Source organism: Ignavibacteriota bacterium (genome assembly GCA_016713565.1).
Lineage (GTDB): Bacteria > Bacteroidota > Ignavibacteria > Ignavibacteriales > Melioribacteraceae.
Window position 1 is genome coordinate 62,573 of record JADJOX010000005.1, and the last position, 23,172, is coordinate 85,744.

16 protein-coding genes are annotated in these 23,172 nt (G+C 32.3%); 4 read left to right on the forward strand and 12 right to left on the reverse strand.

Annotated elements, in window-relative coordinates; genetic code table 11:
- The first annotated feature begins 70 nt into the window (after nt 1-70).
- The gene (locus IPK06_05070; protein ID MBK7979370.1) at nt 71-757 is read left to right on the forward strand and encodes an NUDIX hydrolase; all 687 of its coding nucleotides are present in this window, start codon (nt 71-73) and stop codon (nt 755-757) included.
- A 12-nt stretch (nt 758-769) separates the two neighbouring features.
- On the opposite strand, the gene IPK06_05075 is transcribed toward IPK06_05070, so the two are convergent.
- From IPK06_05075 to IPK06_05105, 7 genes are all read right to left on the reverse strand, one after another.
- Entirely contained in the window at nt 770-2,269 is a 1,500-nt protein-coding gene (locus IPK06_05075; protein MBK7979371.1) for an alkaline phosphatase, read from the reverse strand.
- A 33-nt stretch (nt 2,270-2,302) separates the two neighbouring features.
- Complete coding sequence (locus IPK06_05080) at nt 2,303-5,215, reverse strand: GH92 family glycosyl hydrolase (GenBank protein MBK7979372.1); 2,913 nt, start codon at nt 5,213-5,215, stop codon at nt 2,303-2,305.
- A gap of 255 nt (nt 5,216-5,470) precedes the next feature.
- Nucleotides 5,471-5,851 (reverse strand): DoxX family protein, encoded by a 381-nt coding sequence (locus IPK06_05085; GenBank protein MBK7979373.1) that lies wholly within the window; start codon nt 5,849-5,851, stop codon nt 5,471-5,473.
- Between the two features lie 207 nt (nt 5,852-6,058).
- Nucleotides 6,059-9,154 carry an efflux RND transporter permease subunit gene (locus IPK06_05090; GenBank protein ID MBK7979374.1) on the reverse strand — a complete coding sequence of 1,032 codons (3,096 nt, stop codon included), beginning with the start codon at nt 9,152-9,154 and terminating at the stop codon, nt 6,059-6,061.
- Between the two features lie 10 nt (nt 9,155-9,164).
- Nucleotides 9,165-10,142: an efflux RND transporter periplasmic adaptor subunit gene (locus tag IPK06_05095; protein MBK7979375.1), complete on the reverse strand. Its 978-nt coding sequence runs from the start codon at nt 10,140-10,142 to the stop codon at nt 9,165-9,167.
- Nucleotides 10,139-11,314, reverse strand: coding sequence for a TolC family protein (locus IPK06_05100; GenBank protein ID MBK7979376.1), 1,176 nt, complete (start codon nt 11,312-11,314; stop codon nt 10,139-10,141). The genes IPK06_05095 and IPK06_05100 overlap by 4 nt, the downstream gene beginning before the upstream one ends.
- Before the next feature lie 151 nt (nt 11,315-11,465).
- A complete protein-coding gene (locus IPK06_05105) occupies nt 11,466-11,927 on the reverse strand; it encodes a hypothetical protein (protein MBK7979377.1) in 462 nt (153 codons plus the stop codon).
- Between the two features lie 525 nt (nt 11,928-12,452).
- Between IPK06_05105 and IPK06_05110 the strand changes: the two genes are divergently transcribed.
- Together IPK06_05110 and IPK06_05115 are read left to right on the forward strand one after the other, a co-directional pair.
- On the forward strand, nt 12,453-13,130 hold the full coding sequence (locus tag IPK06_05110; protein ID MBK7979378.1) for an MFS transporter: 678 nt from the start codon (nt 12,453-12,455) through the stop codon (nt 13,128-13,130).
- Entirely contained in the window at nt 13,118-13,660 is a 543-nt protein-coding gene (locus tag IPK06_05115; protein ID MBK7979379.1) for a hypothetical protein, read from the forward strand. The genes IPK06_05110 and IPK06_05115 overlap by 13 nt, the downstream gene beginning before the upstream one ends.
- A 23-nt stretch (nt 13,661-13,683) precedes the next feature.
- Here IPK06_05115 and IPK06_05120 read toward each other — a convergent pair whose 3' ends face one another.
- On the reverse strand, nt 13,684-16,350 hold the full coding sequence (locus IPK06_05120) for a glycosyl hydrolase (protein MBK7979380.1): 2,667 nt from the start codon (nt 16,348-16,350) through the stop codon (nt 13,684-13,686).
- A gap of 242 nt (nt 16,351-16,592) precedes the next feature.
- On the opposite strand from IPK06_05120, the gene IPK06_05125 reads away from it, so the two are divergent.
- A complete protein-coding gene (locus tag IPK06_05125; GenBank protein MBK7979381.1) occupies nt 16,593-19,307 on the forward strand; it encodes a bifunctional YncE family protein/alkaline phosphatase family protein in 2,715 nt (904 codons plus the stop codon).
- A gap of 2 nt (nt 19,308-19,309) precedes the next feature.
- Here IPK06_05125 and IPK06_05130 read toward each other — a convergent pair whose 3' ends face one another.
- The 4 genes from IPK06_05130 to IPK06_05145 are packed head-to-tail and all read right to left on the reverse strand — an operon-like array spanning nt 19,310 to nt 23,156.
- Nucleotides 19,310-20,569 carry a T9SS type A sorting domain-containing protein gene (locus tag IPK06_05130; protein ID MBK7979382.1) on the reverse strand — a complete coding sequence of 420 codons (1,260 nt, stop codon included), beginning with the start codon at nt 20,567-20,569 and terminating at the stop codon, nt 19,310-19,312.
- A gap of 21 nt (nt 20,570-20,590) precedes the next feature.
- Nucleotides 20,591-21,244, reverse strand: a complete 654-nt coding sequence (locus tag IPK06_05135) for a hypothetical protein (protein ID MBK7979383.1) — start codon at nt 21,242-21,244, stop codon at nt 20,591-20,593.
- Nucleotides 21,245-21,287: 43 nt separating this feature from the next.
- Nucleotides 21,288-22,058, reverse strand: a complete 771-nt coding sequence (locus IPK06_05140) for a peptidyl-prolyl cis-trans isomerase (protein MBK7979384.1) — start codon at nt 22,056-22,058, stop codon at nt 21,288-21,290.
- A gap of 45 nt (nt 22,059-22,103) precedes the next feature.
- Nucleotides 22,104-23,156, reverse strand: coding sequence for a PorV/PorQ family protein (locus tag IPK06_05145; protein ID MBK7979385.1), 1,053 nt, complete (start codon nt 23,154-23,156; stop codon nt 22,104-22,106).
- Between the last annotated feature and the right edge of the window lie 16 nt (nt 23,157-23,172).

Sequence of the window (23,172 nt, forward strand, 5' to 3'; positions counted from 1 at the left end):
TATTTCATTAGCAATTTTTTTTTCATTAAAAGTAATTATCTTTAATATTGTTAAAAATTGGTTTAAATAATTGAAAAAATCTGACCCGGCAATAATTAAAAATCTTTCAGTTGATTGCGTTATTTTTGGTTTCGATAACAAAGATTTAAAAGTATTACTGATCAAATTAGCCGAAGAACCCGGAAAGGGAATGTGGGCTTTGCCCGGCAATAATATCATGGAAAATGAAAACCTGGTTATTGCCGCTATGCGTGTTTTAAATGAGTTGACGGGCCTTGACAATGTTTATATGGAACAGCTTTATACTTTTGGTGACGTTAATAGATTTGAACTTTTTAGAGTTGTAACTGTTGCTTATTTCGCTTTAGTAAAAATTGATGATTATTCACCTAAACCCGGACCAAAAGCAATTGACGCTCAATGGTTTCAAATAAGTAAAGTTCCAAAACTTCCATTTGATCATAATGAAATTATTGACTACGCAATTAAGAGACTAAAACAGCGCGTTAGAATTAGACCTATTGGTTTTGAACTTTTACCCTCAAAATTTACTTTAACGCAGCTTCAAATACTTTACGAAGCGATATTGGGTAAAAAAATGGATATAAGAAATTTTAGAAAAAAAATATTAAGTATGGGTATTTTGCATAATCTTGAAAAACAAAAAGGTGTACCGCATAGAGCTGCTAAACTTTATAACTTTGATAAGAAGAAATATGATTCGTTAAAAGAGAAAGGTTATAATTTTGAATTATAACCATAATTATTTTTATTTTGCCTTTTTATAATTCATTAAAGAATTAAATATAACTTCGGCATCTTCTATATTTATTTTATAATCAGAATTAGAATTCAACAAATCTAACAACTCTTCTTTCGATTTTGCCGCACTAAAAATTTTATACAATGATTTTTTGGGAGATTTTAACTTCTCATATTCTTGAAAATGCAGAGGATCAGTAATGCTTAGCCATTTCTTATTATTTGAAAGATCTTTTTTAAAAGCATTTTCTTCAGATACTTTTGTGTATGAAATATTTAAACCTCCCGTTTCATGATCTGCCAGGAATACGAGTAATGTGTTTGGATTTTTCTTTTGATATTCATAACAAACTTTCAAAACTCGATTAAGTTCATCAACGGCTTTATAAACAGCACCGGCATCGTTATCATGAGCTTCCCAATCAATTCTTCCTGCTTCAATCATTACAAAGAAATTATTTGAATCCTTATCTAAAATTTGAATTGACTTTTGAGCCATTTCAACAAGAGAAGGTTCTCCCGTATTTTCATCATCACGGTCAATTGCGGCTGAAAGTCCGCCCGATGCAAAAAGTCCCAAAACTTTTTCAGTGTTGGTATCCAAATTATTTAAACCGGATTTGTCACCGATAATTTTATATCCTTTTTCCGCAAAACCGTTAATTAGATTTAAATTATCTGTCCTTTCCGATAAACCCCTGTTAAAATAATTGCAGTCTTTAAATTCTTTTAAATCTTTCAGTTTAGTATTTTGCGGAATAAATTTCAGCGCTGCGCCGCCAAAAATAACATCAAAATTGCTTTCCAATAATTGACGCGCAACTTCGTTTTCCAAATCCCTATTATGAATATGAGCATAAAATCCCGCTGGAGTTGCGTCGGTAATTCCGGCATCGGTCACTAATCCTGTTTGAAAATTATTTTTCTTAGCCAATTCCATTGAAGTTTCAAGCATATTTCCGTTTTGATCCAGACCTAAAATATCAAGTAAAGTTTTTGTACCGGTTGCAATTGCGGTTGCAGCCGCGGCTGATCCGGTTACTAAACCATTTACCGGATTTGTGAGCATAATTGCGTTACTGCCTTCATACATTATTCTTTCAAAATAAGTTTTATTTGTATCGCTTTCGGCAATTCTCATATATATAGGCAATGCCATATGATTAAAACCAAATCCATCTCCTATTACCATAATAATATTTGTTTTATCATAAATTGCCTCTTTTGTAATTTTGCCTATCAAAGTATTATCAATGATTCCTTTGATTTGTTTTAAATATTTTTCCGGACCAATTGCTCCACATGGAACAGGTGAAGACGTATGATTGCCTGTTGCCCATGCTAAATGCGATTGCCTTGATATTGCTCTGTTATAAAGTAAATGGGCATGTTTATTATTACCCTGCCAGTATACATCATTTTTATAGCCAATACTTTCATCATCCTGCGCTTTTAACAATATTGGAATTAAGAGAATGAGAATTATATATGAAATAAAAACTTTCACAAAAACTCCTTTTTAATGTTTTGATTTTTTATACTATTTTGATATTCTAAATAACATTTCATCGGGTATTAATTGTTTCTTCAAATCCGGGCCTTTAATACCTGCCTCCAGACTTTCGCCTTCATAGTCTTCAAAATAAAGCAATTTGATTTTATGGAATCCTTTTTGAAGTGGAATCATTCCTGAAGTTTCAAGAGCGGCATGAGAACCGTCGTTATCAACAACCTTATTATCATCAATAAGTAAAACAGAACCGTCATCGCTTTGTGTAGTGAAGAAATAAATTCCTGTTTTGGGAATATCAATAAAACCGTCAAATATTATTCCGAAATGGTCCACGATTTTTGCGGGAGATAAACTGAAATTATTTATGTTTCCTGTATCAATAAATTCAATTTCGTTTATATCATAAACGCTTGAAAATTTTCCTTCATAATATTTATAATTAATCCCGTGTTCAAAATTCTCCAATTCGAGAGATTGAAGATAATTTAATTTATTAAATTCAATTTTTTCAATTGAACTTTGGCGATAACCATTTTTATATGCTATTGCTTTAATTGTAATTGAGTTGGAAATTTTAAATGGTTTCAGATACTTGTTAGATTTTTGGTCAGGATCAGTATTATCCAAAGTATAATATATAATCGCGTCGGCAGTTCTGCAGCCTAATTCAACTAAAAGTGAATCGTCAAAATATGTAAATTCATTTGCTGAATATGGAGTTGAAACAAATAAATCATTTGTAAATGAATAAGGAATTTTATTAAACAAATTTGAATTAATGCCGTCAAGATTGGAAGTCAAATTGAAATTTAATTTTCCTCCTTTAGTAATGTCATCATATGTAATGTATGCGCTTTTAAATGATTTCCCGTTTAATGATACAGATTTGATAAAGCAATTTTCACTCGTTAGATTTTCTGATGTTATCACAAATTTAGTTTCGTTTGAATTGCTAATTGTAATTTTCTCAAACAATGGTGTACCCAAAACAAATTGATTTGAACCGGGACAAACTGGATAGAAACCCATTGCGCTGAAAATATACCAAGCGGACATTTGCCCGCAATCGTCATTTCCAATTAGTCCGTCGGTTTTATCGGTATAAAGATTATCCATAATTTCTCTTATTGTCTTTTGTGTTTTCCAAGGTTCTGATGTAAAATTGTATAAGTAAGCCATGTGGTGACTTGGTTCATTACCATGGGCGTATTGTCCTTTCAAGCCGGTAATATCGGATAATATTTTCCCTTCTAATTTTGAAGAGGCGGAAAAAGTCTCATCCAACCTTTTAATAAAGTTTTTATCACCGCCAAATAAATTTATCATACCTTCAATATCGTGAGGAACATACATCGAATACTGCCAAGCATTTGCCTCGGTAAAATCTCTTGTTACTTCAAACGGATTAAACGGTGAGACCCAATTTCCGTTAGATTTTTTCCCCCTCATGAAACCTGAATCGCCGTCGAACAAATTACGATAATTCAGAGCTCGTTGTGCAAATAATTCATAATCCTCTTTTTTGCCAAGTTTATAAGCAGCCATTGCAATACACCAATCATCAAATGCGTATTCCAATGTTTTAGAAACGGATTCGTGTTCCAAATCTGAAGCGACATAGTTTAGTTTTTTATAAGATTCAAGTCCAAGATGATTCATATTAGCGCTATGCAGCATTGCCTCATAAGCTTTTTCAACATCAAAATTTTTAAATCCTTTAAGAATCGCGTCAGCAATAATAGGAATTGAATGATATCCGATCATTGTTCCGGTTTCATTTGACGAGAGTTCCCACACGGGCAATATTCCGCTTTCATTATACTTTGCGATAAGTGATTTTATCATATCAATATTTCGGTCAGGCTGAACCAATGTAAATAAAGGATGCAAAGCTCTGTAGGTATCCCAAAGTGAGAAAACCGTATACTGTATATAACCATCCGCAACGTGGATTTCGTTATCCATTCCTCGATAACGTCCATCGGCATCGGATAATATATTTGGATGAATAAATGAATGATAAAGAGAAGTATAAAATATAGTTTTTTGCTCTTTGGTTCCGCCTTCAACTTTAATCTTACTAAGCACATCATTCCATGAACTTTCTGTTTGATCTTTTACTTGATTAAAATTCCAGTCGGGTAATTCTTTAGTTAAATTATTTTTTGCGCCTTGAATATCTACAGAAGATATTCCAACTTTAGCCAAAATAATTTCATTCATTGAAGTATTAAAACTTACAAATGCTTTTACATTTTCACCTTTTACTTCTTTTTTTCCATCTTGAATTTTATCTTCTAAAGCAATGCCTGAATTTATAAACGGTTTGGAAAATTCAATAACAAAATATACTATTTGATTTTCTGCCCATCCTTTCGATCTTCTATAACCTACGATTGTATTATTAGATTCAATATTGATTTTTGATTCTATAGATTTATCGGAAATTCCATGTTTTAAATCAATAATAACATTTGAGCTGTTGGACTTTGGAAAACAATATTTGTGCAAGCCAACTCTGTTTGTTGCCGTTAGTTCAACTTTAATGTTGTGTTTCATCAAATTAACCGAATAGTAACCGGGCTTTGCCCTTTCTGTTGTTTTATCAATTATCGACCTATATTGCTTCGGATCAAAATTAACTTTGCCGATCGTAGGCATTAAAAGAATATCTCCATAATCAGCGCCGCCTGTTCCGCTTAAATGTGTATGAGTAAATCCAATAATTTCCAAATCCTCATAACGATAGCCTGAACACCAATCCCATCCTTCTATTCCTGTATCGGGACTTAACTGCATCATTCCAAATGGTGCAACTGCGCCGGGAAATGTATGTCCCGTTCCCGATGTACCGATAAAAGGATCAACATAATCCGTGAGAGACTGTGAGAAATTTTGACATGTAATTAGGAATATAAATATAATGGAAGTCATTTTCATAAATTATCTGCTGTTTTTGTTTTAATAATATTTAGACCAAATTACCAATATATTGTAAATTTTACAATAAGTTATTCAAATCGTTTTTATAATGATTTTCAGATTAGAATTATACTCTTCAAAATTGTTTGGATTGCGTAGTTCTTAAAACAGATTTGAATTTTAGTATTTATTTTCAAATTCGAAATTGTAAATAACTAAAATCTTGCTGATAGATTTTATTAGTTATTATATCGATAAATAAATCAATGTAGATCAAATATTTTTTCGTCTTAGTTCGTTAATAATAGTTTGCAGCAAAATCATAATTATTAATATATTGTATTCCATCCCGTTCCTTCCGCCGCCAACAACAAACCAGCCTTCCTTATAGTGAATTAGAATTATTCCTAAAATCATAACTGGCAATGTAATTAAGGACGCAAAAATAATTTTCTTATTGAAACCGAATAAAAATGCCGCCGCTAAATGAGATAATTTTATTAACCACGCTAATGGAACCCCGATAGGAGAAAAACCAATTTTATTTAAATACTCACTTCCAAAAATATTTACACCACCATCAAACATTCCTGGCACGCTGTGCATTATCAACAAAACAAATAAAGCAAATCTTAAAAGAATTGTATGGTTCAAATCGTATTTTTCAATTAAATCAATAAATTTATACATAATTCTTTCTCTTTTGTTTTTAAAAATAATCATTTGGGTTTATATAAAAATACTATTAAAAAATATTAAATTATTCAATGCACATAGTTTAAGTTCAATTAAGATATTTTGCAGAAATGTTAAATTAATAAAGATGACATTTTAAAAAATGTCATCTCATTTAATTTAATTTTATTCATTAACTTTTATCGCAAACCACTTATATATTGCAGGCAAAACAAGAAGCGTAAGAATTGTGGAAGTAAATAATCCGCCAATTACAACTGTCGCTAGCGGTCTTTGCACTTCACTTCCGGTTCCTGTCGCAAATAACAGTGGAATCAATCCAAGTGCGGTTGTTAACGCTGTCATCAGAACAGGTCGTATTCTTAATAATGATCCTTTAATAGAAGCTTCATCAATGCCAAATCCATCACGCAATAATTGATTAAAATATGTGACTAATATCATTCCATTTTCAAGCGCAATTCCGAATAAGGCGATAAAGCCGACTGAAGAAGGAACGGATAGATTTTGTCCCGTTAACCAAAGGGCGGCAATTCCGCCGATAAGTGCAAGAGGAATATTTAAAAGAATAAGTAAAGCGTTTTTTACAGATCCAAAATTGAAAAAAAGAAGAAGGAATATTATCAACAATGTTATTGGAATTACCAAAGCAAATCTCTGATTTGCTTCCTGCTGAAGACGAAACTGTCCGCCCCAGCTAATAAGGTATCCCGGCGGAAGTTTAACTGTTGATTCAAGTAATTTCTGACCCTCCTCGACAAATGAACCAATATCTCTTCCAAAAACATTTGCCTGAATTGTTATGAATCTCTGATTATTTTCGCGTGTTATTTGTCTTGGTCCAACAACATCTTCAATATCTGCAAGGTGACTTAATGGCACATTTGTTCCGTTTGGTGATTTAACAAGAATTTCGTTTATAGCTTTTTCAGTTGATCTTGATTCCGGTTTAAATCTAACAAGAATATCAAACCTTTTTATTCCCTCAAATATTTGCCCCGCTATTTCACCGCCTATGGCAGCTTCAATCACTTGCTGTACATCTTCTACATTAATTCCATATCGCGCAATATTATGTCTGTTTATCGATATTTTTAATTGAGGAGCACCTGTGATTTGATCAACTTGAACATCTTGTGCTCCATTTACTTTCCTAATAACTGAAGCAATTTTTTCCGCTTCATTCTTTAATATTTCAAGATCATCTCCAAACAATTTAATCGCCAATTCCGCTCGTACGCCTTCCAATAATTCATCAACCGTCATTTGTATTGGCTGAGTAAAGTTAACAAGAGCGCCGGGTAGTTCACCAAATTCTTTGCGAATTAATTCTTCCAATTCAAGCTGACTCATCTCCCGCCGCCATTGATCTTTTGTTTTTAAAAGAATATACATCTCCGCGCTATTTACCGGATCGGTATGCGCGCCGACTTCTCCCCTTCCTATACGAGTTACAGCGCCTGCGACTTCACGAATTTTCATAAGTCTTCTTTCAGCTATTAAAGTTAATCTTGTGCTTTCGGTTAATGAAATTGAAGGAGCCATGGATATACGCATTACAATTGTTCCTTCCTGCAATGTAGGTGTGAACTCAGATCCTAGATGCGGAAAAATAATTATACCGGAGAATAAAATTGATACGGCTAAAAGGATTGCTGCAATTCTTTTTTTTACAAAAAATCTTACAACAGGTTCATAAATTTTTTTCAACTCAGCAACAATCCACAATTCTTTATGTTGAAAATCCCTTTTTAATTCTTTTTTGTTCCATTTCATAAAGTATGATGAAAGAACCGGAGCAATTAAAATCGCAAATATTAATGAACCAAGCATCGCGAGCGCAATGGTATAAGCAAGCGGACCGAACGTTTTTCCTTCCACACCATGAAGTGTAAATAAAGGAATAAATACTACAATAATAATAGTTATTGCAAAGGTTATAGACTGTATTACCTCTTTACTTGCCGCTGAAATAGTTTCTAATATATTTTCATTTTTAAATGATTCTCTTTTTAACCGATCTACATTTTCTACCATAACAATAGTTGCATCAACCATCATTCCAATAGCGATTGCGAGTCCGCCGAACGACATAAGGTTTATTGAAATATTAAAAAAACTCATCCCAATAAACGCAAAAAATATCGCAAATGGAATTGACAACGCGACTACAACACTTGGTCTAATAGAACCCATAAAGAACATTAGTATTATCACTACCAAGATTATTCCCTGCCATAACGCATCTGTCACTGTTGTTACGGCTGCTTCAACCAAAGATTTTTGTTCATAGTACGGAACAATCTTAACTCCATCTGGAAGTATTTTATTAATTTCCTTAAGCTTTTGTTCAACCGCGCTAATAACTGTAGATGAATTTGTTCCATATAATTTTACTACCATCCCGGATACAACTTCACCAATTCCATTTCTCGTTTGAACGCCTCTTCTTACCGCGCCGCCTTCATTTACATCAGCGAGCTGTGAAAGGTAAATTGGAATTCCTTCTTCCGCTTTGATCATTATGTTGTTTATATCTTCAATTTTTTGCGTTAAGCCAACTGATCTTACAATAAACTCTTCTGAATTTTTCTCAATAAACTGCGCACCAACGTTTAAATTGTTTGCTTTAATTTTTTCAACAATTTCTTTAATTGTCACATCATACCTTAATAATTCGTCGGGATCAACATTAACTTGGAATTGTTTTTCATATCCTCCAATGCCAAGCACTTCCGTAACGCCGGGAACTGTTTGAAGCTGATATTTAATTAACCAATCTTGTATGGTTCTTAAATCTTCCAGTGAATATTTTCCTGTTGTATCATCTAAATAATAAAATAATACTAATCCCATTCCGGTGGAAATAGGACCCATTTGCGGATCACCGAAACCAGGTGGAATTTGTTCACGAGCTTCGGTCAGTCTTTCATTTACTAACTGCCTCGCAAAATAAATATCCGTTCCATCCTTGAAATAAATATTTACAACCGATAGTCCAAAATTTGAGACCGATCTGATCAATTCAAGATTAGGTAATCCATTCATTGTTGCCTCAATTGGATAAGTAACATATTTCTCAACTTCTTCAGGAGCTAAACCTTCAGTAATGGTAAATACTTGTACAAGTGATGGTGAAACATCAGGAAATGCATCGATTGGAAGCTTATTGTAACTTATATAACCAGACGCAATTACTATTACTCCCATAACAAGTAAAAGGAGCCTGTTCTTTAAAACAAAATCGATAATTTTATTCATATCATCTCCTTTAATGTCCGTGTCCGCCACCGAAGGATTTTTTCAAAATCTCGGCTTTGAGTATGAATGAATTTTTCGCCGCATATTTAGCGCCCGCATTTAGTCCTTTAATGATCTCAATATTCTCATCATTTTCATTGCCTGTCTGAACAATTTGCGGTTTAAATTCTCCCTCGGAATTCATTATAAAAACTACATCTTTTTCTTCAAGCTTCTGTAATGCCTTCTTATCAATAACTATAGGATATTTTTTTTCACTTACAAAAACTTTTGCCGTCACAAACATTCCCGGCATCCATTTTCCAGTACTGTTATTTAAAATAACTCTCGCGGAAGCGGTTCTTGTTATTTCATCAACAATTGGGCTTACAAAAGAAATTGAACAAGTTTCATCATTTCCATTTGATCCGGAAGTTACTTTTGCTTTCTGACCTACTTTTATCTTTCCAATATCCTTTTGATAAATATTGATATTTGCCCACACTTTATTAAGGTCGGCAACAGTAAACGCATGAACCTCATTACCAATAAGCTCACCTTGCGCCATGTGCATTTCTATAATAGTTCCGTTTAAAAATGATTTTACTGCATAAGGCACAAGGCTTTCATTGCTTTCAATCAAAGCAAGCGTCTCATCTTTTGTAACTTTATCGCCAACAGTTTTATAAACTTCTTTTACAATTCCCTGAAATCTTGGAATTATGTGAGATATTCTAGACGGCTCAGCTTTAATTTCACCGGTTAGATCTAAATGATTTTTAATGATACCTTTTCCGGCAACTTTAATTTCAATTCCAAATTCCTTTAGCGTTTCTTCTTTTAGTGATATTGTTTCACCATGCTCATCACCTTTATGTTTTTCAGTGACTACAACTGATTGGTTTTTAATTTTTTCATCCATGCAGCCTGAAATCAAAAACATAAATAAATATACAATAAGCATTACGTTAATTATTTTCATTGGTGTAACTCCATTTTTCTTTTTCATTTTATAAAATTTTTACCCGTAGTTTTTTCAATTTCGATTAATGAACTATAATAATTGGATATCTCGGATAGATAACGGACTTGCGCTTCGAACAAAATCCGATGTGAATCAAGAAGATCAATAAACGCAAATCTTCCCTGCAGATATCCGTGTTTTGTAATTTCGTAAGCGTTTTCCGATTCGGGCAGAATATTTTCTTTAAGCTGCTCCGCGTTATTATATGCACCAATTAAATTGTTATATGATTTATTTAGTGAAGCGATAACAAAAAGTTTTTGTGCTTTTATTATCTCATCCATTTGATTTATCTTTATTTCGGCGGATTGAATGCTGCCTTTGTTGCTGTTAAAGATTTGCAGCGGTATTGATAAACCGGCGACAAAGGAATTGGTTTTTATTTCATTAAGATATCTTATTCCAAAGCTAGCCGTTAAATCGGGCGTACTATGCGATTCTTCCAAACGTAAATTAGCTTTTCTTAAATTGGCTTCATGATATAACAATTTTAACGAAGGAATGCTATCCAAATCAATAAAAACTTCGTCATTACTTGGCGGAATAATTAGAGAATCAAAGTAACTTGTCAAAGGGATTACTTTAATCTCCGGCATTCCCATCAGTGAACTTAGTTCAGTTTGGATTGACAAATATTCTCTTTGAAGTTTTTGCAATTCTAATTTGCTATTAATTGAAGAAATTTTAGCCCTTGATTCTTCAGCATTAGAGGTTTTTCCCGCTTTAACTCGATCCGCAATAGTTTTGGTTATTTCATCATATATTCCGATGAATTTTTCCTGCTGTACTATTTGAAGCTTTTTCAAATATAGATCAAAAAACGTACTTTTAATTTCGGTTATCAGATCGAGTTTATAAATTTTATAATTTTCCCTTTCAATAATAATTTCATTATCTGCAAAACCAGTGCGGCTGTTCCTTTTATCTCCCAACTCAATTATCTGTTTTACCAAAAGCGTAAATTGACTTCCAATAAATCCTCTCAATTCTTTTCCTCCTATAAAATCTTCGGACTCAAAATCAAGTTCTGGGTTTGGGAATAAACCTGCCTGAATTTTCTTTTTCTCAAGAGACTTTATCTCATAATCTATAATTTTAATTCTAGGATTGTTTACCAACGCATTTTCAATAGCTTGATGCAATGTTATTTTTTCCAAATTTTTTTTTATAATATTATTCTCCTGTTGCGCGTTTAAGTCAATAAGGACACAATACAACAAGAGAACATACACACTTTTAAAGCGCATAAAATCTCCGTTTGTTCTTAATTAATATTTTAAAGTTTTTAAAATTGAGAAAAGACTTTTTCTAAATGATGAGAACTATCGATTTGTTTAACTCTAATTGCCGGAATAAATTGATTTGATTGGTCTTATTATAATTTACATTTTGAACAATTTCCGTAACTGATACATTTAAATAAATTAGTTGCAGATCAAAAACAATTTGTTCATATTTTTTATAATGATAAGTATATTGATCATCACAATTTTCAACTAAAACAATATCATCGCACGAATTACATTTGCTAATATTTGACAGTTTGCTGCTAAAAAAAGTGCTAACATCAATTGTTTTTTTTGAGCAGCATGCCGCACTTTCAAATGAATTTTCATAAGATATGCTACCATCATTCTCAATGCAGATGATAAAATTTTCAAAAGCGATGTGTCCGAATACAATATGCAGAAAAAATATAATGAAAATTACCCTCTCCACATAAATTATCCATGCGGCTTTCTTTTCTATATTTTGTTTCAAATTTTTCATTTAATATAAATATATAAATATTTCCAACGCATTACCATTTTTCAATAACAAAAACTTAAAAATGCTAAAAGTTAAATAATAAATTTTACTAAGCGAGAAAGTAGTTTACATATTATAAGTATTTATATGTATTTACAAATTGATAAAACTTTATCTCTATTTTTCCCATTCGCATTGAAACAAAATTACTGCTTCCAATATTACACTTAAATTTACATTGTAAAAAAATAATAAATAACATTACAACTGTAACGAATGAATTGCAAAATGCCTTAATTTTTTACTATTTAGTAAATTTTATCCTCACTAAATGGCTTATTATTAGTAAATAAGAAATTAATTATAAACGAAGGTTATAATTCAAATAAAATTATGATCCTGATTTTTTTGACTAAACTTATCCTTTGCTGAGACAAATCATATTTTTTCTTATTTTTAATCTAATTAAAAAAGTCAATTAATAAATCATACGGATCCTTTCAAAGTTTCCGCACTAATAAATAACCTATATTAAATGATCCTAATATGAGTTTGACAAGAACGAGTAAATATTTTGTACCATCTATAACTGTACTTCTTGCGTTTCTAACCGCAATGTCGCCTTTCGCTACCGATACATATTTATCGGCTATGCCGAGCATGGCAAATTATTTTGGAGTCAAAATAAATTTAGTAGAACTGACTTTGACTTTATATTTTTTAGGTTTTGCTACCGGTAACTTTTTCGGAGGACCACTTTCGGATTCTTTCGGCAGAAAAAAAATTGCTCTGCTGGGAGTTATACTTTATGGAATATCAGCGGCTTTAATTTCCATCAGTTCAAGAATAGAATATTTATGGATTTTTAGATTTACGCAAGCTTTTGGCGGGGGATTCGCGTCAGTTACAAGTATGGTTTTTGTAAGAGACTGGTTTGAAGGCAGGCAGGTTGCAAAAATGGCTACAATAATTGGAATGATTATGATGCTTGCGCCATTATTCGCTCCGGTTATTGGCGGCGCTTTACTTCTTCTTTTTAATTGGCAGGCTATTTTTCATTTTATGATGTCTTACGCAATATTGCTTTTTACAATTTTTTATTTTTTAATGCCTGAATCAAGAGACAAAAAATTAATAACAAAAAAAATTACGATTCATCAATTTGTTAATAGTTTTATAATATTTTTTCAAATAAAAAAGCCGTTTTTATTTTGCTTACAATAAGTTCTGCAGTTGCCGGAATGTTCACGTTCTTAACGGGTGCGTCTTTTATGTATATGGAATATTTCGGGATAAGTGAAAAAATATTCCCATTGCTGTTTGGAGCAAATATTGTACTTAATGTTATTTTATCCCTCCTAAACACAAATCTTTTGAAAAGGCATGAACCGGAAAAAATGCTAAAGGTTGGTTTGGCAATTCAAATTGTCTCCGGCTTCATTATGTTAATTACAATTCTTATATGCAAAGTTCCATCTTTTTGGATTGTTTTTATATCCGTCGTATTTTTTATGGGTAGTTTGGGATTAATTTTTGGAAATGGAACCGCAATCATTTTAAATTTACTTCCGCAAATCAGCGGCTCTGCAAACGCATTGATTGGCGTTTCCCGCTTTTCTTTTAGTTTTATTACAGGCTCACTTCTTGCAGTTTTTCATGCAAATAATCTTTTGCCAATAAGCTCAATAATGTTTACATGTTCTGTTATTGCAAATATTTATTTTTTGATGTTTTTAAAATACAATTCAAATTAAATCTAATTCTCGAATAATTAAAATTATTTTATTTTAACAAATTGTTCCTCAACATTCCATCCGCTAATTGAAACTTCATAGTTGTTGATTTCATCTAGATGATTATTTTCGATAAATATCGATTTTTCATCTCCGGGCAAAACTGAAATATAATTATCACTGTAGAAAACCGGAAGAATTCTTTTCCTAGTTCTTTTATCGACCAGTGAAATTCTATTGAAAAACGCAATTGGACTTTTGTCAGAATTACTCATCTTAAATTCAATTTTATTTTTGCCGACTTGCTTAGCTGAAACAATTATCTTTGATTTTTTCATTTCCTGCAATCCGCTGTAATTTCCGGTCGAATCAGGCAGCCAATAAAGGTTTTCGTCTAATATTTGTTTTGAAGAACTAAATAAACGAAGTGATAAAAATCCTCCATTAACTCTGAATAATTTGTCTAAAAATCTTTTTACGGATTCTATTTTTTGAACCGTAGTCGGCGCAATTTCAACAATCCATTGCAGAGCCAAAGTATCTTTTCCATAAATATCATAAGCTTTTGCCTGAATCATAATATCATGCTGAGTAATGAATGTATGATTGACTATATTTAGCATTCCATCTATGGGATTATACATTACGTGTAAATATTTATTTGCGTGATTAAGCCCGTACAAACCGCCATTGGGATCGAGATAATAATCATACATTTGACCGCGTAGCGCTGTCCATGGATTTTGTGTTTTCCAAATAATTACTCCCGTATACCAATCCCACATATGCGAGAAATGTCCTTCCATCAAACCTCGGTACTGATCGTAATTGATTAATTGGGCTTTATCGGCAAAATCTTTTAAATTTTTTGGTTTGCCATAATTATTAATAAAATTTCCATACCAGCTTGGTTTATGGTAATTCCAAACGGAATCATCATTATTTCTTTTTGTATCTTGTAACATTAAATTGTTATTAGGAATAAATCTTTCAAGTGATTCAAAATCCCCAACACCAACAGAACCGACTTCAGAATTAAACGGGAAAGATCTTTTTTCCCAAAAATAGCTCAACGGCTGAAGATGATATGTGCCATCTCCGTTACCTCCAATAAAATTATGCGACATGCTGTCTGCATTAGAATATTCAAAGAAATAACGCGTGCCGTCAATTTGAGGAAGTAAAGAATCTACCATTACGGATAATATATCTTTGGGCGGAGGAATTTCGTTTCCGCCACAGTAAAATGCCAGAGAAGGATGATTACGAATCATTTTAACCTGATCATCTATTGATTTTAAAAATAATTGATGATCGTCGGGATAATTTCTTCTCGTCCATTGATCTTCTTTTTTCATTGGATCATTCCACTTACCGTTGCAATCACCCGACATCCAAAAATCTTGAAACACTAGAATTCCATATTTATCACAAGCGTTGTAAAATTCTGGTCTTTCGGTCAAACTGCCGCCCCAAATTCTAATTAAGTTAAGATTCATATCTCTGTGAAAACGGACTTCCGCATCATATCTTTCATCTGTAAATCTTAGCATCGCGTCAGATGTAATCCAATTCCCTCCTTTAATAAATATTTTTTGTCCGTTGACCAGTACTTCTCTGCTTTGAGTATTAGAATTCCATTTCGTCGTTATTTCACGTATTCCAATTGACACAATTTTTTCATCCAGAACACTTTTATTATTATCATCAAATTTAAAATTAACATTGTAAAGGTTTTGTTCTCCATAACCATTGGGCCACCAAAGTTTTGGGTTTTGAAAAACATATTCAGGAAGTTGAATTTTTTGAGTTGAAAATGGTTTGATAGAGATTTTAGTTTTTACTTCTTCATTATTTATAAACAAATGCAAATTACCATTTATGTTTGATCCGGTTGGATTTTCAACTTCGATACTTGACTTAATAATTGCGGGTAACTGCTCATTAACCGGAAATCTTTTACCCGGAACAATTGTAATTATTTGGGGATCTTTGAGTAGAATTGAATTTGTTCTTTCAATCGCAACTTTATCCCAAATTCCCGTATTTCTGTCTCGAATCGGTTGAATCCAATCCCAGCCGGCTGTATATTGGTTTGTAATATTTTGTGCAATCGTTCCATCACCGCCTTGTCCGCCATTTGGATTTCCCGGAGGATCCGGCGGAAAAACTATTACCGCTAATCTATTATTGCCATCTTTTGTCAAGTATGAAGTTATGTTATAAGTTTGACGTAAAAACATTCCATAATGTTTTTTTTGATTTAACTTTTTTCCATTTAGGTAAATTTCACAAGAGTAGTTTATACCTCTAAATTTTAGCCAGACTTGCTCAGAATTAATCGGAAATTTTTCTTTGAAATCATTAACAAACCAATATGTATAGTGTTCATTTCCTGTATTATAAATGTCAGGTATTTTTTCATTGTTCATTCCGTAAAATGGATCAGGAATTAATTTATTATTTAATAAAGTTGTTAAAACTGTTCCGGGAACTGTCGCAGGTATCCAGTCAATTAATTGAAATGAAGGAATTGATATTTTCTCTCCCGATAAATTTACATCATTTATATTTTTGCAAAGCCACCCCGAATTCAAATCTATGACATTATTACTGTTTTGTTCAAATGTTTCAGCAATAGCAATCACATTAATTAAACATTGAATTAGAAGGATAATAATAAAATTGATAACTAGTTTAACTATGCTCATAACTTTACCGTGTATTTATTTAAGAGAACAGAAATAAATATTAAAAATATGTTATTAAAGATAGAATAAAATGATGATGAGAAAAATTGAAAATGTAAAATTTTCCTTCATTTTGTTCTGTTATACTTTATAAATAATTTATAAAATTATTAATAATTTATTGTTTTCGTCTGCCATAAAAATTCCGTAATTTTATAATAATTATGTCATCATTTTTTCACCATCCAAAGAGAGAAACATCAATGAAATCAGCATACTTACTAATATTCGTATTATTTTTTTCTGCCGCAAATTGTACTGAAAAAGTAAAAGTTTTGCAGGTTCCGGGAAAGAATGAATATTGCAAACTTGATTCAACAAAAAACTTCGCAGTTCTTGCCAGCGGTCGTTATGTAACTCCGGCGGGTAAATTCTTACGCATTACAAACGATCCCTACGGAATGTCAATTTCACCTGATGGAAATAAAGCAGTAACGTTGCATAACGGTGTATTTACTATAATTGACTTAGGTTCGCTAAAAGCCACAAGAGTTCCAAGTTATGATAAAAAAATCAAATCGCCATTATCGAAAGGCTCTTTTCTCGGAGTCGCATTTTCAACTGATTCCAAAAAAGTTTATTTAAGCGGAGGAGATAATGGGGCAATAATAGTATATGATATAGAAAATTTTAAAAAAGTTGATTCAATTTCTTTAAACGGAACTGTTGACGGAATGGATTACCAAGATAGTTTTACATCGGATTTATTATTAAATGTAGATAAAAATGAATTGCTTGTTCTTGACAGAGGAAATTTTAGAATGGTTCGAATTGATCTAAGCAATTCTAAAAAAACAGCTTCAATTAAAGTAGGTCGTCAGCCGTTCGGTATTGCAATTAGTCCCGATAAAAAACAAGCTTTTGTCGCTAACGTCGGTTTATATTCTTACCCATTAATTGAAGGAGCGACTCCAAAGAATTATGATTCACTAATGATTCCGCATCATCCTTATGGACATAATACAAAAGAATCGATTGAAGGAACTATTGTTGAAGGTAGAAAAATTCCAGGACTGGGAAGCCCGCTTCATCCAGATGCAATGAGTGTTTTTACAATTGACTTAGAAACAAACAAAGTAATAAATAAATTTAAAACCGGATATCAAATTGGTCAAACCGTTGAAGACGCAGAAGTTATTGGAGGAGCAAGCCCCAATTCTATTGCTGTTGGTAAACAATTTGCTTATATCACAAATGCTACTAACGACAACATTTCAATAATTGATTACAATAAACAGGAAATTGTCGGTCATATTCCAATTACAATTGATCCGAGAATTGATAAGCACCGCGGCTCGCTACCGTTTGGAATTACAATGAGTAAAGATGAAAAAAAGCTTTATGTCGCTCTTTTAGGATTTAATGCCATTGCTGTTATTGATATTCCTACAAGAACAACAAAAGGATTAATTCCTTCTGGCTGGGGACCAACAAGAGTAGAACTTTCTAAAGATGAAAAAGAAATCTATATTATTACCTGTCGAGGTTTAGGAGCTGGTCCAAACGGCGGTCAAGGTTTTGTAAGTCCGGTTCAAGGCAGTTATGTAGGTGATATTCAATTAGGCAGTTTTCAAATTGTAAATGTTCCAACCGATGAAGAACTTACTAAATATACAAAACAAACAATTGATGATACATTTATTGAAACTGAAATTGAAGATGATGGAACTAATCCACTTCCTCCGCTGCCGGGTTTACGTCAAAGTCCTATTAAACATGTTGTTTATATTACAAAAGAAAATAGAACGTATGACGAAGTTTTTGGTCAAATGAAAAATGCTAAGGGCGACAGTACACTTGCAAGATTTGGGATTAATAACGAATACACATTACCGCCGGAATATAGAGACAAATTTCCTAATTTAAGAATTTCACCAAATCATATTAAAGCAGCAAAGCAATTCGCGTTTTCGGATAATTATTACTGCGATAGCGACGCATCTGTACACGGACATCATTGGCTTGTTGGTGTTATTCCAAATGAATGGGTTGAATCAAACGCAAGCACAAGTAAAACAGCAATGCCTTTTTCAAAAGCAGAAGGAAGAAGATTTCCGAAAACGATCGGCAGTGTTGATCCTGAAGATTATGCTGAAATTGGAGGAATTTGGGAAGCTATGGAAAGAAGCAAAGTTGAGTTTTATAATTTCGGGCAGGCAAATGAAAGCGGACACGAAAGAGAAGAATGGTATGATACCGCAACCGGAGCATCACATGGGGTAATGATTCCAATGCAGAATGCTTTGTTTAAACGAACAAGTCATAATTTTGCCGGATTTAATACTTCAATTCCCGATCAATATAGAATGGATCAGTTTGAAAAAGAATTTACAAAAAAATGGATTGAAGGAAAAGAAGAAATGCCTCCATTGGTTACAGTAATGCTTCCCAATGATCATGGAGCCGGAATTAGACCTGAAGACGGTTATTTTTATCCACAATCATTTATGGTTGATAATGATCTTGCAGTCGGCAGAATTTTACATTTTCTTTCCCGTACAAAATATTGGAAAGATATGCTTGTAATTATTACGGAAGATGATCCGCAAGGAGGCGTTGATCATGTTGACGCTCATCGTTCAATTTTAATGATGGTGGGTCCCTATGTTAAAAAAGAATACGTTTCTCATACTCACGCAAATTTTGGTTCAATATTAAAAACAATTTACAATATTCTAAACGTTCCGTATGTAAATCATTTTGATGTTACAGCTTCGCTACTTCAAGACTTTTTTACAGATAAACCTGATTTTACACCATATACTTTGGAAATGCACGATGCAAGAGTATTTGATGCTGAGCTTTCTATGAAAAGGTACAATAAAACGATTGATTGGCGAAAAATTGAAAAGGGTCCGGATATGGACGATGTTGATGATATGAGGGAAACGCATTATAAAAATGAAGCAGAAAAATAAAATTATTTTAACAAAATAAATTTTTTGGAACTCGTGTAACCCGTTGAAGTTCTTAAAATGTAAAAATATATTCCGCTGGACAAGTCAATTGAATTAAACTCAATTGAATATGCTCCGGCGGTTTTATTTTCATTTAATAAGTTTTTCACTTTTTTCCCCAACGCATCATATAAATCAATTTCTACGTTACAGTACTCTGAAATGTAATAATTTATTTTTGTTTGAGAATTAAACGGATTAGGATAATTTTGTCCAAGCTCAAAATCATTTATAATGTTATCATTATTTTTAATCGAATTTGCGTTGCCGAATTTAAGAATTTTTAATCCTTCAAGATTATTTGCGACAAATATTTTTCCATCTGAAAAAAGAAATCTTTGCCCTTCATCATTTAGTGAATATGTATTGATAAGCTCAAGATTATTATTATAAATATCTAATTTATCGTTTATCAAATAGTAAATATAAATACCATCGCTGTATAGATCATGCGGTGTTCCTTTAATAGAAGCGCTTAAATTTATTATAGGTAAAACATAATCGGTAATATCCAATATATATGTGGTTCTGTTATCGGAAGCAAAAGCAATATCGCCTTTGGCATAAACTAAATTCACATTGTCAAGAAAACGTCCTTGAAGTAAAGGTTCATTAGAGTTTGAAATATCCAAAACATAAATTCCGCCTGACCACGAGGCAACAAATGCTATGTCATTTTCTAAATCAAATCTTGTAAGACCTAAAGACGAGCCTGGCAACGACAAACTTCCCGTTATATGTATTGAGTTATCTTCGTTTACGTCAATTATATAAAAATCATAAGAAGTGATTGCGTAAATCTTATTATCTCTATAATAAATATCCGTTATAACTGAATTGAGATCCAATTCCGCAACTGAATCAGGATTTGTGGGATCTGCAATATTGTATTCATATATTGATTGATTGTTGGCAATAAAAATTAAATTTGGATTTCCGACAATATCATTGCATGGGAAAGATGTACTTAATTTTATTTGATTAATAAGCTTTGGCGACGTTAAATTTGAAATATCCAGTAAATCTACATTATTGCCGTTTCCCAAATATGCATTATTTCCCGAAATAAATACGGCTTTGGCTTGTCCATCTGTTTTCCATTGACCAATAAATTCAATTGAATTGACGAATGTATTTTGAGAATTATTTTCCTGTGCCAAATTTTGTGAAAAGGATTCCGCAAATATAAATATTGCTATAAGTAATTTTATTCTAAATTCCATGAGTTTACGTTTTTGTAAAAATCAATTAGTTAATGATTTCCAATATCCGTCAACAATTGGTTCAGCCAATCGGTTGACTCCCAATTTCATCAATTGAATTGAGATACCTTTTGCTTTTGCGGTTTCGTCAACTTTTAAAGTATCGAGCATTGCATAATTTACGTAGATATTATATTTACTTTTTAACTGAGCTAAATCATCATTTATTATTTCTTTAAGATTCTTATCATTCGGTAATTTTTCATCATTATATTTCTGCATCAATTCTTCAAACGCGAATTTTGACGTCCATTTCATATATTCATGCTCAAACCAAGGTGTTTCATCATAATTTTTTTCTTCGGCTTCTTTTTCCAGAAAATAGTCTCTCATTGATTGACCAACCAAAAAATTCAGATGTTTTTTAAATTCAATTTTTGTGTTGAATTCTTTTGCAATATTATTCATGAAAAAGGACTTTTCAAATTCCGCAAGTGTAAATGAACCGCCGTTATAGTTTATGAAAACTGAATCACGATAAAAAATATATTTTTGAACTGAAGGATAATTTAAGGCTGATTTAGACCATTCATAAAAGTTTTGTGAACTTTTGTTTGGTGAATTATACCAGTCAATTACGGCATCAGCAAATACATTAAAGACTCTTGCTTTAGTTCTAATATTCTTTGGCGTCATAAGTTTATCTACATATGATGCTACGCTATCTTGAAGCTTTGAGTTAAAAATAATTTTTTTGAAATGTCGGCGCTTGACTTAAATATTCTTCATTTCTTAGTGTTTCTCTTCTTATATCCTGAACTTGAAAAACATAATAAACATCGTCAATTTTAATCGGGTTAGAAAACTCGTTAACTTTAAGGTCTTTTATCGCTTTAAAAGTTTCTTCGGGAATATCCTGCCATGTTTTATAATCCGACACATATTTGGAATAATCAAAATGAAAATCGGATTTTTTGCCGCTTAACTTTTTAAATGTATCATCAATTCCATTTTGTTCAAACATTTTTTTTATGATCATCGCATTTTCAAAATCCGTTTCAGGCCAGAAAAAAAATTTAAAACTAACTTTGGATTTGTTAATTGCTTCCTTTATTTCTTCGGGATTAACTTTAATCTTATTTTTTATATCATTGTTAATTATACTTTCTAACAGCAGTTCCCTTCTAATTTGTTCAGTTTGATATTTTACTTCGGAAGATAGATTCAAATTCTTTGATTCGGCGTCTGAAGCAAAAAGATATTCATTAATCATAAATTGAAGATAATTTCTTTTTCTTTCGTTTAATGTACTGCCGATCTTTAAATGCGGAAATCCGAATTCATAATTGAGAAGAAAGTCATTAGGTGTAATAATTTTTTGCCCGACTCTAGCAAGAACGGGCAAATCATTACTATTGTTTCTGAAGAATAAAAAAACAGTAACAATAGCTAAAACCAGACCTAAAAATATCGATATATTTTTTTTAGTTAAATACTTATTAAAACTCATTCACAGTTTAATTTAATGCTTTTCCAAATTATAATAATTAGCATCTTAAAATACAATTCCAACGGAGAATCTTTGAGCGTTCTTTAAATTTCCCCAATCAGCCCAAGAATAATCAAATCTAACGCCAAATCCGTTATCATTATTATAATAATCTATTCCTGCGCCTAATGTTAATCCGTCAATTGCAGATTCGTCAAATAGATTTTGATATCCGGCTCTTACAAAAAACATATTCGTAAATCCGTATTCCAAACCCAAATTAACAGCTTCAGGAGAATGGCTTGGATGAAGAACGTCAGCCGCAAAAATCGCGTTTCCAAAATCATCAAGATTTAATTCATAAGAAATTCCGGCTCTGAAAAGAATTGGCAATGGATAAGCATCGGTTTTATATTCCGCGGGAACTCTGTCAAAATTTTCAACTTCCTTATCCGGATCGATTGTTGAGTCAAGGTCTCTGCCCGCAAATTTAATACTTGATCCAAAATTAGCCATGCTGAAGCCAAGTCGGAGTCCTTTCAATTCAGTATTGTAAAAAATTCCAAAGTCAAGCGCAAATGCATTTGCGGATTCGTGCCAAATACGAGATGTTAAATACTTTGCCGAAAGACCAAATGAGAATCTATCAGTAACTGCAGTAGCCCAAGAAAACGCAACTGAAAAATCTCTCGCATCATACATTTCGCCAGTTCCGGTCGGTCGATCAACTGTTCTTACCGGCTGCTCATCAAACCCTAATGTAACAATACTTAAAGCCATTGATGAATTAAACTGCGGCAACGGAATAACACCGCTAATTGATTGCAATTTGGAATCCAAGAACCATTGGTTATGACTTATTTCAACTTGTATTTTATCAGCCCAAACAATACCGGCAGGATTCCAATATGTAGCAGATGCGTCATTTGCGACTGCAACAAAAGCGCCGCCCATACCCATTGCTCTAGCTCCAATGCCGATTTCAAGAAACGTCATCGATGCGGTTCCGATACCGTCTACATTTGTAGAAGTATTTACCGGATTTTCACCGGCAAAGCTGATGGTTAAGAGAAAAATACTTATCAGAAAACTTTTACCAATAAAATTTATTTTTTTCATAATTATTCCAATAAAA

Bases quoted from the DNA above. Each gene is read 5' to 3' on its own strand.
- IPK06_05135 (MBK7979383.1), bottom strand. From the start codon at position 21,244: ATGACGCCAAAGAATATTAGAACTAAAGCAAGAGTCTTTAATGTATTT.
- IPK06_05105 (MBK7979377.1), bottom strand. From the start codon at position 11,927: ATGAAAAATTTGAAACAAAATATAGAAAAGAAAGCCGCATGGATAATT.
- IPK06_05145 (MBK7979385.1), bottom strand. From the start codon at position 23,156: ATGAAAAAAATAAATTTTATTGGTAAAAGTTTTCTGATAAGTATTTTT.
- IPK06_05130 (MBK7979382.1), bottom strand. From the start codon at position 20,569: ATGGAATTTAGAATAAAATTACTTATAGCAATATTTATATTTGCGGAA.
- IPK06_05090 (MBK7979374.1), bottom strand. From the start codon at position 9,154: ATGAATAAAATTATCGATTTTGTTTTAAAGAACAGGCTCCTTTTACTT.
- IPK06_05080 (MBK7979372.1), bottom strand. From the start codon at position 5,215: ATGAAAATGACTTCCATTATATTTATATTCCTAATTACATGTCAAAAT.
- IPK06_05120 (MBK7979380.1), bottom strand. From the start codon at position 16,350: ATGAGCATAGTTAAACTAGTTATCAATTTTATTATTATCCTTCTAATT.
- IPK06_05140 (MBK7979384.1), bottom strand. From the start codon at position 22,058: ATGAGTTTTAATAAGTATTTAACTAAAAAAAATATATCGATATTTTTA.
- IPK06_05125 (MBK7979381.1), top strand. From the start codon at position 16,593: ATGAAATCAGCATACTTACTAATATTCGTATTATTTTTTTCTGCCGCA.
- IPK06_05095 (MBK7979375.1), bottom strand. From the start codon at position 10,142: ATGAAAAAGAAAAATGGAGTTACACCAATGAAAATAATTAACGTAATG.
- IPK06_05110 (MBK7979378.1), top strand. From the start codon at position 12,453: ATGAGTTTGACAAGAACGAGTAAATATTTTGTACCATCTATAACTGTA.